The following is a 13,210-nucleotide window of genomic DNA, read 5'->3' on the forward strand; positions in this document are numbered from 1 at the left end:
TCGTTGGATTGCCACCGCTCAACAGGCTGTTGATTAACAGCGCTATTGATTGATGACACTGAGAAACGCACTGATGATGCCATCATCAGTGCGTTGTTTTTTGCAGCAGCAGCCCAGCACAAAAGGCTCAATCGGCACCGGAGATTCAAGCAGTTCAATTCTGTCCCGCACCGGACTGTGAGCCAGCACCGCCATCGGCAGAATACTCACGCCACAGCCCAGCGCCACCATAGAGGTGATGGCTTCATGTCCTGAAGCCTGAGCATAGATGGTCGGTCTTATTCCCATCTGCCGAAACCAGGCATCACAGCGACGCCTTGCCGGGCCGTGATCCGGCACGATAAACGGCAGTTGCTCCCATGGAACCGGCTTTTGTTGCAGCAATTGCCGGGTGTGGCAGGGCACCACAGGCACGCTCAGGTGCAACGCCACGGTATCGATAGCGATGAAGGCCAGGCTGGTGGGCAGTATGTCCGGTCTGGCGGCAATGGCGATATCCGCCCGTCCCTGCTGCACTTCGGCAACCGCATTGGCGGCATCGCCGGTGATCAGATTGATCTCTACCGCCGGTTGTTCGCGCCGGAATTTATCCAGTAATGCCGGCAGATGACTGTAGGCTGCGGTGACCGAGCAATACAGGTTCAGCCTGCCGGTCAACTGGGTCTGGGGATCCAGTCGGGCTTTGAGCTGCTGCCAGTCTGCCACCGTTTGCCGGGCAAAGTGCTGAAACTCCCTTCCTGCCCGGGTCAGGGCTACCGATCTGTTGTCCCGCTCCATCAAACTGCTGCCAACCTGCTGCTCAAGTCGTTGCAGCGCCCGGCTGAGCGTCGATGGGCTCATGTGCATCTGCTCTGCCGTGCGGCTGAAATTGAGGCTGTCACACAAGTGCAGGTAGAGCTGCAGTGAGCGGATATCCATAAGCTGATTATTTTCCAACGAGTGATGGTTATGTTGCAAAATGCGCAACAACATTTTGTGAATATATCATTTCAAGCAACATTTGCCATGGGATATAGTGTGAAACAGTGCAAATCCTGGCCACAATTTGGTGCCTGGGATTATGCAAATTCAAACATTTATCAGCAGTAGGTGCGCAGGATGGCTAATTACTTCAATACCCTGAATTTACGTCAGCAGTTGTCCCAGTTGGGTCAGTGTCGCTTTATGGATAAGGATGAGTTCAGCAATGGCTGCGACTACATCAAAGACTGGAACATAGTGATTCTGGGCTGCGGTGCCCAGGGGCTGAATCAGGGCCTGAACATGCGTGATTCAGGGCTGAAGATTGCCTACGCCCTGCGTGCGGAAGCGATTGCCGAGAAACGTGCTTCCTGGCAGCGAGCCACTGAAAACGGTTTTACCGTGGGCAGTTTTGAAGAGCTGATCCCGCAGGCCGATCTGGTGCTTAACCTGACGCCGGACAAACAGCACACCCCTGTGGTCAATGCGGTGATGCCACTGATGAAGCAGGGCGCAACCCTGTCTTACTCCCATGGTTTTAACATAGTGGAAGAGGGCATGCAGGTGCGCCCTGATATCACAGTCATCATGGTGGCGCCCAAGTGTCCGGGTACCGAAGTACGTGAAGAGTACAAGCGTGGTTTTGGCGTGCCGACCCTGATCGCCGTCCATCCGGAAAACGATCCCAAGGGTGATGGTCTGGAGATCGCCAAGGCCTATGCCAGTGCCACAGGGGGCGATCGCGCCGGGGTACTGCACTCCTCCTTTATTGCTGAAGTGAAATCCGATCTGATGGGTGAGCAGACCATCCTGTGTGGCATGCTGCAAACCGGTGCCATTCTGGGTTATGACAAAATGGTCGCTGACGGTGTTGAGCCAGGCTACGCCGCCAAACTCATTCAGCAGGGCTGGGAAACCGTGACCGAGGCGCTCAAGCACGGCGGTATTACCCATATGATGGACCGCCTGTCCAACCCGGCCAAAATCGCCGCCTTCGAGCTGGCGGAAGAATTAAAGACGCTGCTTAAGCCGCTGTTTGAAAAGCACATGGACGACATCATCAGCGGCGAATTTTCCCGCACCATGATGCAGGACTGGGCTAACGATGACGCCAATCTGCTGCGCTGGCGCGCCGAAACCAATGAAACCGGCTTTGAGTGTGCGCCCAAGTACACCGGGCATATCGCCGAGCAGGAATATTTCGACAAGGGCATTTTCCTGGTGGCCATGATCAAGGCCGGTGTGGAGCTGGCGTTCGATACCATGGTGGATGCCGGTATTATCGAAGAGTCTGCATACTATGAGTCACTGCACGAGACACCGCTGATCGCCAACACCATTGCCCGCAAGCGTTTGTATGAAATGAATGTGGTGATTTCCGATACGGCGGAATACGGTTGCTACCTGTTCAACCATGCGGCAGTGCCACTGCTGCGTGACTTCGTCAATGCCATGTCCAGTGAGTATCTGGGCGCTGGCCTGAAATCTACCAGTAATCAGGTAGATAACGTACGTCTTATCGAAGTGAACCAAGCTATTCGCAACACGGCGGTTGAGTACATCGGCGAAGAGCTGCGCGGTTATATGACAGATATGAAGCGTATTTCTGCCCAATAAGTGTGAACATTGGGCGCAGTCTTCTTAGCCACAGAGGCTGCGTCCAGTTTTTTACCCGGTGGCGGACAAGTTGAATATTTTTTGAATTGTTACGAAACAAAGCGATTAGTGGTTGTGTTGGTTAACGGCTTTATGCTATTGCTTAAAAGGTATTCATCGGTCAGGCGCCTTTGTGGCTGCCAAACCGGGATGAACTGAAGAATTCAAGGAAACTGTCAACCCATGTTTAACCCTCTGTCCGCTCTAATCACAACAGCAACAGCGCTGATCCTAGTGATTATTACCGTGGTGATTATTAAGTCACAGCGGGGGCGGCTTATGGCCAGTTGACAGCCGAAAGGCGACAAAATCGTCAACCCCCCGCTCCGAAAGGACCGGGGGGTTTTTCGTTATCAGGGCAGTGAAAAAATGACAGACACGACGCAGCAGCAACAACAGGATAATCACACCAGGCAGATCCGCGGCGCAGATGCCGTAGTCAAAGTACTGGCCGCCCATGGTGTAGATCGGGTATTCGGTTATCCGGGTGGTGCCATTATGCCGATATACGATGCCCTATATGACGGAGAGGTTGAGCATGTACTGACCCGTCACGAGCAGGGCGCGGCTTTTGCCGCGGTGGGTTATGCCAGGGCCAGCGGCCGTACCGGTGTATGTCTGGCCACCTCAGGTCCGGGGGCCACCAATCTGATTACTGCGCTGGCCGATGCTCTGCTGGATTCAGTGCCTGTGGTGGCTATCACAGGGCAGGTGCCGAGATCGCTGATTGGCACCGATGCTTTCCAGGAGATCGATGTGCTTGGTCTGTCGCTGTCCTGCACCAAGCACAGCTTTATGGTCAATTCAGTTGATGAGCTGATCCCGACTCTGTATCAGGCTTTTGAACTGGCCGCCGAAGGACGTCCCGGCCCCGTGCTGGTGGATATTCCCAAAGATATTCAGGTGGCGCAGCTGGAGTATCGCCGTCCGTTGCAGCCCGTCAGTGATCCCATTCCGCTATCGCCGGATCAGTTGGAGCAGGCCCGCGCGTTAATTGCCAGTGCCCACAAGCCGATGGCCTATGTCGGCGGTGGCGTGGGTATGGCCGGCGCGGTTGAGCCGCTGCGCCGTTTTCTCAGGCAAACTCAAATGCCTTCTGTCTGCACCCTTAAAGGCCTGGGCTGTGTGCCTGGTGATGACGAGTTGTATCTGGGTATGCTCGGCATGCATGGTCTCAAAGCCGCCAATCTGGCGGTGCAGGAGTGCGATCTCCTGCTGGTAATTGGCGCCCGCTTCGATGACAGGGTGACAGGTAAGCTGTCGACCTTTGCGCCCAACGCCAAAGTGATCCACCTGGATATTGATGCGGCTGAGCTTGGCAAACTGCGCCGCCCTGATGTGGCAATCGCCGCCGATCTGTGTGATGTGCTGCCGGCGATCAGCATGGAGCTGGCGATTCAGCCCTGGCGTGACAGTGTCGCCGCACTTAAACAACAGCATGCCTGGGATTATGACCATCCGGGCGAACTTATCTATGCCCCGGCCATGCTTAACAGCCTGTCACGCAAACTGTCACAAAAACTGCCGCAGGACAGCGTGGTGGCCTGCGATGTCGGTCAGCACCAGATGTGGGTGGCGCAGCACATGAGTTTTGCCCGCCCTGAGGATCACCTCTCCAGCGCCGGTCTTGGCACCATGGGCTTTGGTTTGCCCGCCGCCATTGGCGCTCAGTTTGCCCGGCCCAACGCCACTGTGGTGGCGGTATCCGGCGACGGCTCTTTTATGATGAATGTGCAGGAGCTGGCCACCATCAAACGCATGGGCTTGCCGGTGAAAATTCTGCTGCTCAACAATCAGAAGCTGGGCATGGTCAAGCAGTGGCAGCAGCTGTTTTTCGACGGTCGTCTGAGTGAAACCGACCTGTCCGATAACCCGGATTTTCTGCTGTTGGCTTCGGCTTTCAATATTCCCGGGCGGCATATCAGTAAGGCCAGTGAAGTAGACAGCGCGCTGGATGAAATGCTGGCCGCCCCCGGCCCTTTTATGTTGCATGTCGCCATCGACGATGGCTTTAACGTCTGGCCCCTGGTTCCCCCCGGCGCCGCCAATAACCAAATGCTCGACAGTATGGAGAAACAGAGATGATGCATTCACTGGAGTTGGAAGTCAGTCGCCAACCTGAGGTGTTGGAGCGGGTATTGCGGGTGGTGCGCCACCGTGGTTTCAGGGTAACCCATATGCAGATGCGTGAGCAGGGCGACAGCAGTCTGCTGGCCATGACAGTCGAGGCCGAGCGGGCGATTGAGCTGCTCAGCAACCAGCTGTCCAAGCTGGTGGATGTGAATTTGTGTACCGTATTGAATGAGCAGGCTGCCAGAGCTGCCCGCGTCTAATTACCGAATCTAATCATTGAACAGAACAGTCAGCAGTAAGGATCCAGGATGGCAAAGTTAAGATCAGCAACCAGTACTCAGGGACGCAACATGGCCGGTGCGCGGGCATTGTGGCGTGCCACCGGGGTGAAAGACTCGGATTTCGGCAAGCCCATTATCGCCATCGCCAACTCCTTTACCCAGTTTGTGCCTGGCCATGTGCATCTTAAAGATATGGGTGCGCTGGTGGCCGGTGCCATCGAGCAGGCCGGTGGTATTGCCAAAGAGTTCAATACCATAGCTGTGGATGATGGCATCGCCATGGGCCACAGCGGCATGCTTTACTCCTTGCCATCGCGGGAACTGATTGCCGACAGTGTCGAGTACATGGTCAATGCTCACTGCGCCGATGCGCTGGTGTGTATCTCCAACTGCGACAAGATCACCCCGGGCATGCTGATGGCTGCGCTGCGTTTGAATATCCCTGTGGTGTTTGTCTCCGGCGGCCCGATGGAAGCGGGCAAGACCAAGCTGTCGGATAAAATCATCAAGCTGGATCTGGTGGATGCCATGGTGGCCGGCGCCGATCACCGCGTCAGTGATGCCGATTCAGAAAAAATCGAGCGCAGTGCCTGCCCGACCTGCGGCAGCTGCTCCGGCATGTTTACCGCCAACTCCATGAACTGTTTGACCGAAGCGCTGGGGCTGTCGTTGCCGGGCAATGGCTCTTTACTGGCTACCCATGCCGATCGCCGTGAGCTGTTTCTGCAGGCCGGCCGCCGGGTGATGGCGCTGGCGAAACGTTATTATGAGCAGGATGATGAATCTGTGCTGCCACGCAATATCGCCAACTTCAAGGCCTTTGAAAACGCCATGACTCTGGATATCGCCATGGGCGGCTCATCCAATACCGTGCTGCACCTGCTGGCAGCGGCGCAGGAGGCGGAAGTAGACTTCACCATGGCGGATATCGACCGCCTGTCACGCAAGGTGCCGCACCTGTGTAAAGTGGCGCCCTCCACCCCTAAATATCATATGGAAGATGTGCATCGCGCCGGTGGCGTAATGGGCATTCTGGGTGAGTTAAACCGCGCCGGACTCTTGCATACCGATGTGGGCCATGTAGCACTGGATGATGGCGATTTAACGGCAGTGCTGGCGCGCTTTGATGTCACTGTCACTGATGATGAGCAGGTGCGGCAGATGTTTCGCGCCGGGCCTGCCGGTATTCCTACCACCCAGGCGTTCAGTCAGGATTGTCGCTGGGACACGCTGGATGTGGATCGCCGTGAAGGCTGTATCCGCAGTCGTGAATTTGCCTTCAGCCAGGACGGCGGGCTGGCGGTGCTTTCCGGCAATATCGCCGAAAACGGCTGCATAGTGAAAACTGCCGGGGTGGATGAGTCCAACCTGACGTTCAAAGGCAGCGCCAGAGTCTATGAGAGTCAGGACGATGCGGTGGCCGGCATCCTTGGCGGCGAAGTGGTGGCCGGTGATGTGGTGGTGATCCGCTACGAAGGCCCCAAAGGCGGCCCGGGGATGCAGGAGATGCTGTATCCCACCAGCTACCTCAAATCCCGCGGTCTGGGCACCCAGTGCGCGCTGATCACCGACGGGCGCTTCTCCGGCGGTACATCCGGCTTGTCTATCGGTCATATTTCTCCCGAGGCGGCGTCCGGCGGCACTATTGCCCTGATTGAAAATGGCGATGCCATCTCGATCGACATTCCCGGCCGCAGTATCTCCCTGGAGGTGAGTGAGGCCGAGTTGCAGGCGCGCCGTGAGGCCATGCAGGCCAAAGGGCCGCTGGCGTGGAAGCCGCTGGCGCGGGTGCGTCCTGTATCTCTGGCTTTGAAGGCTTATGCCATGCTGGCCACCAGTGCCGACAAGGGCGCAGTGCGCGATAAAAGCCTGTTGTCTGAGTAAAAAGGGGAGGACGATTGATGCTGGCCCTTGCCAAAGAATCACAGTTAAATCTGGCCAACTATTACCTGCAGCGGATCTTGCGCTCGCGGGTGTATGACATCGCCAGTGTCACGCCTCTGCAGCCGATGGACAAACTCTCAGCCCGGCTGGGTTGTCAGGTGCTGCTCAAGCGTGAAGATCTGCAGCCGGTGCACTCCTTTAAACTGCGCGGTGCCTACAACCGCATTGCGGCCTTGAGCCAGGCTGAGCAGGCGCGGGGGGTGATATGTGCCTCGGCCGGTAACCATGCTCAGGGGGTGGCGATGTCCGCCTCCAGTCTGGGGATCTCGGCGGTGATCGTCATGCCCACTACCACGCCGGATATCAAGGTGGATGCGGTGCGTCGCCGCGGCGGCACTGTGGTGCTGCATGGCCAGTCATTCGATATGGCCAATGACCATGCCAAAGCCCAGGCGGCGGCAGAGGGGCGGGTGTATATCGCGCCATTTGATGATGAAGCGGTGATCGCCGGGCAGGGCACAGTAGCGCAGGAGATGCTGCAACAGCAGCAGGATCTGCAGGCTGTTTATGTACCGGTTGGCGGTGGCGGGCTGGTGGCCGGGATTGCCGCCTACTACAAGGCAGTGATGCCTGAGGTGAAGGTTATCGCGGTTGAGCCTGAGGATGCTGCTTGTCTGAAAGTTGCCATGGAGGCGGGTGAGCCTGTGACCCTGGCTCAGGTCGGGCTGTTTGCCGATGGCGTGGCGGTCAAGCGCATCGGCGAGGAAACTTTCCGGCTGGCGCAGGCCTTTGTCGATGAGGTGGTGACCGTCAGCTCTGATGAGATCTGCGCGGCGGTTAAGGATATCTTTGAAGACACCCGGGCGATTGCCGAGCCTGCCGGCGCGCTGGCACTGGCCGGGCTTAAGAAGCACACTGCCGCGCTGGCACTGGCCGGGCTTAAGAAGCACACTGCCGCGCTTGGCACTGACAAGCCTGCCAAAGTCGCGGCCATTCTCAGCGGTGCCAATGTTAATTTTCACAGCCTGAGATATGTGTCCGAGCGCTGTGAGCTGGGCGAGCATCGTGAGGCGGTGCTGGCGGTCAAAGTGCCTGAAATCCCGGGTAGTTTCCTGCGTTTTTGCGAGCATCTGGGTAATCGCGCCATCACAGAGTTTAACTATCGCTTCAGCGGCCGTAATGGTGCCGTGGTGTTTGCCGGTATTCGCTTAAGCAGCGGTCAGGCTGAGTTGGATGAGATTATCTCTGGCCTCAGTGCACAGGGCTTTGAAGTGCAGGACTTGTCCCACGATGAAACCGCCAAACTGCATGTGCGCTATATGGTGGGTGGTCGTCCGCCGGAGCAACTGCAAGAGCGCTTGTTCAGTTTTGAATTTCCTGAACATCCGGGCGCGCTGCTGAAGTTTCTTACTACCTCACGCAGCAAGTGGAATATCAGTCTGTTCCACTACCGCAACCATGGCGCAGCCTTTGGCCGGGTGCTGGTGGGGTTTGAAGTACCAAAGCAGGATGGGGAGTTGTTCCAGCAGTTTTTGGATGAGCTGGGGTTTGTGTATCAGGAAGAAACAACAAGCCCCGCTTATAAACTGTTTTTGACTTAGGGCAGTGGATCTTTTTCATCAATACTGCGTTATCGGCTGCTCGTGTAGCGCTGCTACACGTCGCAACCTCTGGCCTTGTCTTGAAGAAAAATCTCTCACTGCAGGACAAGATTTAGCAGGTCTTATTTAACTCCGTTATGGCTTGAACTGCATGTGAATTGAGTCATTTACGCAGCGATATGAAGCAATCAGATGCCGCTGGTAACTGTTGACAATAGGATATTGTCGCTGAGCGTCCTGGGATGGATTTACAAGTCACCTGTGGCCGTCTGTTGTTACTGCCAATGTTTGTTGTGGGTCTTTATCTTTGGTCATTATTGACGTCGGTTGAAACTTGTCTATACAAGTTGAGTGCATCGGTTTCTGCCTTGTTTGCCGAGCAGTGGAGCAGGTTTGGTGAAATACGCTGAAAACCCGTTTCCAGTCAAAGTTAGCCTAAAGCAGGGGCTGTACGCCGGGCTGAATGTGATAACGTAAGCTGCTGAGTGATAACTCTAAACCCGGCGGGCACGGCTGATGTCGAACCTGCCCATTGAAGGAGAATGACATGATTGCTGCACCCAAGTTTCCGCCCTTTAATCCGCCCCGCCGCATTCTGATGGGGCCCGGGCCATCTGATGTTTATCCTGAGGTGCTGGCGGCGCAATCCAAACCCACAGTTGGTCACCTGGATCCCTTGTTTGTCGGCATGATGGACGAGCTCAAGGCGCTTATCCAGTATGCTTTCCAAACCGAAAATGAGGTCACTGTGGCGGTATCTGCGCCCGGCAGCGCCGGCATGGAAACCTGCTTTGTCAATCTGGTGGAGCCGGGTGACAAGGTGATCGTGTGTCGCAATGGTGTGTTTGGCGAACGTATGCGCCAGAACGTCGAGCGCTGTGGCGGTCAGGTGGTGATGGTGGACAACGAGTGGGGTGAGCCGGTGGATCTGGCCGAAGTGGAAGTGGCGCTGCATGCCAATCCCGATGCCAGATTCCTCGCTTTTGTGCATGCTGAAACCTCTACCGGCGCGCTGTCGGATGCCAAAGGTCTGTGTGCGCTGGCCAAACAACACAATTGCCTGAGCATTGTCGATGCGGTGACCTCGCTGGGCGGGGTTGAGCTGCGAGTAGACGAGTGGGGCATAGATGCCATCTACTCAGGGTCGCAGAAGTGCTTGTCCTGCGTGCCGGGGTTATCGCCTGTGTCTTTCTCTCCGGCAGCGGTAGAGAAAATCAAATCCCGTAAAACCCCGGTGCAAAGCTGGTTTTTGGATCAGACCCTGGTGATGGGTTACTGGAGTGGGGCCGGTAAACGCAGTTATCACCATACTGCGCCGGTCAACGCCCTGTATGCCCTGCATGAGGCACTCAGATTGCTGGCCAACGAAGGGCTGGAAAACGCCTGGCAGCGTCATCGCGATATGCATCAGCTGCTGAAGGCTGGCCTTGAAAAGCAGGGACTGGAGTTTGTGGTTGAAGACGCAAGCCGGTTGCCACAGCTCAATGCCGTGTATATTCCCGATGGTGTGGATGACGCTGCGGTGCGCAAGCAATTGCTGGAGCAGTACAATCTGGAGATTGGGGCGGGCTTGGGTGCGCTGGCGGGTAAAGCCTGGCGGATCGGCCTGATGGGTTTTGGTGCACGCCGTGAAAACGTCGCCCTGTGCCTGCGGGCACTGGAGGATGTATTGAAGTAATCCCTTTCTTTAATGGAAAAAGCGCTTCACCACGAAGCGCTCACTCCGTTTGCTACACAGAGGACACGAAGGAAAAAAAAAGATGGCTATTTGAGCTGTTCTTCGCGTCCTTCGTGTTCTTCTTGATTAGATTCTCTTTTCTCTTCTAAGTCGCTTATGCCAGTTCCACCAGACGTTTGGCGACCTGATAGCTGGCGACAAACGATGGCAGCGGCAGGAACTCATACTTGCTGTGGAAGTTATGGGCGCCGGTAAAGAAGTTGGGGGTGAACAGCCCCATGGCCGACAGGGCTGAGCCGTCGGTGCCGCCGCGCATGGGAATGGTTTTGGCCGGAATATCCAGATCCTGCAGCGCCTGATACAGATTATCCAGTGCTGATGTATCTTCTCCCATGGCCTGGGCGATGTTGCTGTAAACGTCGGTCAGCGTCAGTGTGATCTCTGCCTTTGGATGCTTGTGGCGCAGGAAGGTCAGCAGATTTTGCAGATACTGTTTACGGGCATGGTAGCTGTGGGCATCAAAGTCGCGGATCGCCACAGAGGCCTGAGCCCGGTTCTGATTACCGCTGATATCGGTCACCCAGAAATAGCCTTCACGGCCTTCGGTCAGTTCGGGACGACCCATGTCCTGCACCATGGCGATAAAGTCTGCCACCACCAGATTCGGGTTTACCAGCACATTCTTGGCGCTCATAGGGTGAGCGGTAATGCCTTTAACTTCAAGCCGGGCGCTGCCGGCATTGAAGGTTTCAAATATCACTTCACCGCACTCGCAGCAGTCAATGGTGTAGCAGTGGTCAACCGGGAACCGCTCAAGTGGCATGAGCTTGGCGCCGCGCAGGCCAATTTCTTCATCCGGCACAAAACCAAAGTAAATATCGCTGTGCTCTATGGTGTGCTCACTCAGCGCTTTTGCCAGGGTCATCATCACGGCGATGGCGGCCTTATTGTCGGCACCGAGCACGCTGGTGCCATCGCTGAACAGGATCTCCTGCCCCAGATATTTGGCCAGCTCGGGGCATTCGTGCTCAGACACACTGATCCCCTGCTGGGCATTCAGCAGCAGCGGCGCGCCTTCATATTTCAGCAGCTGGGGTTTGATATCCGGGCTCAGGCCGACATCCACAGTATCCAGATGAGCAACAAAACCCAGAGTTTTGGCGCCGGCTTTGGTGCCTGGCAGTTTGGCAAGCAGAATGCCGCAGTCCAGCAGTTCAGTCTGGCTGAATCCCAGATCATGGAGATCCGCCTGCAGCTGTTTGGCCAGCTCCACCTGTCCCTGAGTGGACGGCACTTCAGTGGCCGCCGCATTGGACTGGCTGCTGATTGCCACATAGCGGCGGAAGTAATAAAGCAAAGTATCTTGGGTCGTCATCACAAATCCTTACTGACCGGCATTTAACGTGGTGGGATAGGTATACCCGCTGTTGAAGCCCAGGGGAATATCCAGCCCCCAGAATAAATACAGCATGGTGGTCAGCGCGATAAGCAGACCCACTGAGTAGGGCAGCATCATGGCCACCAGAGTGCCGATACCCGACTGCGAGCTGTATTTCTGCATGTAGGAGATGATCAGCGGATAGAAAGCAAACATGGGGGTGCTGACGTTAATGGCGCTGTCGGAAATCCTGAAGGCGGCCTGGGTCAGTTCCGGCGACAGGCCCACGGCCATCAACATGGGCACCAGCACAGGCGCCAGAATGGCCCACTTGGAGGATGCTGAGGTGATGATAAGGTTTAAACAGGCGGTCAGCAGAATGACGCCCAGAATCGTCAGTTGTCCCGGCATGTTCAGGGCTTTCAGGCCTTCGGCGCCGGACAGCGCAATCAAGCTGCCGATATTAGACTGGCCGAAACAGTAGAGGAACTGGGCGCAGAAAAAGGCAAACACGATAAAGGAGATCAGCGAGGCGGTGATTTTCTCCATGGATTTGGTGATGTCTTTGGCCGAGGTAAAGGTCTTGCTGACAAAGCCATACACCAGGCCGGGCAAGGCGAAGAACACCAGCAGCAGCGGCACAATCAGCTTCATCGCCGGGGCATTAGGGTGAGTCAGCGAGCCATCGGCGGCGCGCAGCAGTGAGTCCGCTGGTGCCATCAGGGCTGCGCACAACACAATTAAGCCCAGCAGCGTCAGGTTGGCCAGGCGGAAGGCTTTGGTTTCTGCCTCGCTCAACTGGCCTGGATTGGCTTCGTCCTGTCCTAAGTCTTCAGGCGCAGTGTCTACCGGCATGGTGCTGGCCAGGCGCGGCTCGACAATCTTGTCGGTGATGTACCAGCAGGTGACGATGACCGCGAAGGTAGAAGCCACTGAGTAGAAGTAGTTGCACAGCACATTGACGCTGTAGTTCGGGTCCAGCACGTGGGCACCGGTTTCAGTAAAGCCGGCCAGGATCGGGTCGATAATCGATGGCGTATAAGAAGCGGTAAAGCCACCGGCCAGACCGGCAAACCCGGCGGCAATACCAGCCAGTGGGTGCTTGCCGGTTTTATAGAAGATATAGGCCGATACAGGCATCAATATTACATAGGCGGAGTCGGATGCCACATGCGCCAGAATGCCGATAAAGATCACCGAAGGGGTCACGGCCGACATAGGTACCACTGACAATAGTTTTTTCAGCGCTGTGGTGATGTAGCCAGAGCCTTCGGCGATGCCGATCCCCAGAGTCGCGACAATCACTATGCCCAGAGGCGGGAAGTTGACAAAGTTTTTCACCATGGAGCTGAACAGCCCCATCATGCCGTCGGCGCTCAGCAGGTTCACAACCCGGATAGGCTCCTGGGTCAGCGGATGCACATAGTCAAACTGAATATGGGACAGCGCAAAGGACAGACCGATACAGATCAGGGTCGCAAACAAAAACAACATGGTGATATCCGGGATACGGTTGCCCAGATTTTCGATTTTGTCCAACCAGCTGCAGTGCTGGGTTGAGGGAGAGGAGGTGCCAACTGTCATGGGCCTGGATGCTCTTATATGATTGTTATCTTGATAGAGACAACCATAAGCCCGCCACTGCCGCAGGGACAATCACTAATACAGTGATCCCGCAAACAGTTTGGCGCACCGGTAA

9 protein-coding genes are annotated in these 13,210 nt (G+C 56.1%); 6 read left to right on the top strand and 3 right to left on the bottom strand.

Annotated elements, in window-relative coordinates; genetic code table 11:
• Positions 1-42: 42 nt before the first annotated feature.
• A complete protein-coding gene (ilvY, locus tag ACRRUX_RS15090; protein ID WP_432531796.1) occupies positions 43-918 on the bottom strand; it encodes an HTH-type transcriptional activator IlvY in 876 nt (291 codons plus the stop codon).
• Positions 919-1,098: 180 nt separating this feature from the next.
• On the opposite strand from ilvY, the gene ilvC reads away from it, so the two are divergent.
• The 6 genes from ilvC to ACRRUX_RS15120 all read left to right on the top strand — a co-directional run bounded on the left by ilvC (position 1,099) and on the right by ACRRUX_RS15120 (position 10,133).
• On the top strand, positions 1,099-2,577 hold the full coding sequence (ilvC, locus tag ACRRUX_RS15095; RefSeq protein ID WP_432531798.1) for a ketol-acid reductoisomerase: 1,479 nt from the start codon (positions 1,099-1,101) through the stop codon (positions 2,575-2,577).
• Between the two features lie 408 nt (positions 2,578-2,985).
• Entirely contained in the window at positions 2,986-4,701 is a 1,716-nt protein-coding gene (gene ilvG, locus ACRRUX_RS15100; protein ID WP_432531800.1) for an acetolactate synthase 2 catalytic subunit, read from the top strand.
• Complete coding sequence (ilvM, locus tag ACRRUX_RS15105) at positions 4,698-4,949, top strand: acetolactate synthase 2 small subunit (RefSeq protein ID WP_432531802.1); 252 nt, start codon at positions 4,698-4,700, stop codon at positions 4,947-4,949. Before ilvG ends, ilvM begins: the two co-directional genes overlap by 4 nt.
• A 48-nt stretch (positions 4,950-4,997) precedes the next feature.
• Positions 4,998-6,854: a dihydroxy-acid dehydratase gene (gene ilvD, locus ACRRUX_RS15110; protein WP_432531804.1), complete on the top strand. Its 1,857-nt coding sequence runs from the start codon at positions 4,998-5,000 to the stop codon at positions 6,852-6,854.
• A 17-nt stretch (positions 6,855-6,871) separates the two neighbouring features.
• Complete coding sequence (ilvA, locus tag ACRRUX_RS15115; protein ID WP_432531840.1) at positions 6,872-8,455, top strand: threonine ammonia-lyase, biosynthetic; 1,584 nt, start codon at positions 6,872-6,874, stop codon at positions 8,453-8,455.
• A gap of 547 nt (positions 8,456-9,002) precedes the next feature.
• Entirely contained in the window at positions 9,003-10,133 is a 1,131-nt protein-coding gene (locus tag ACRRUX_RS15120) for a pyridoxal-phosphate-dependent aminotransferase family protein (protein WP_432531806.1), read from the top strand.
• A 154-nt stretch (positions 10,134-10,287) separates the two neighbouring features.
• On the opposite strand, the gene pepT is transcribed toward ACRRUX_RS15120, so the two are convergent.
• Together pepT and ACRRUX_RS15130 are read right to left on the bottom strand one after the other, a co-directional pair.
• Positions 10,288-11,508 carry a peptidase T gene (gene pepT / locus ACRRUX_RS15125; RefSeq protein WP_432531808.1) on the bottom strand — a complete coding sequence of 407 codons (1,221 nt, stop codon included), beginning with the start codon at positions 11,506-11,508 and terminating at the stop codon, positions 10,288-10,290.
• Between the two features lie 9 nt (positions 11,509-11,517).
• Positions 11,518-13,095 (bottom strand): AbgT family transporter, encoded by a 1,578-nt coding sequence (locus ACRRUX_RS15130; protein WP_432531810.1) that lies wholly within the window; start codon positions 13,093-13,095, stop codon positions 11,518-11,520.
• Positions 13,096-13,210 lie beyond the last annotated feature (115 nt).

The sequence above is a fragment of the Shewanella sp. GXUN23E genome, from assembly GCF_050865035.1.
Taxonomy (GTDB): domain Bacteria; phylum Pseudomonadota; class Gammaproteobacteria; order Enterobacterales; family Shewanellaceae; genus Shewanella.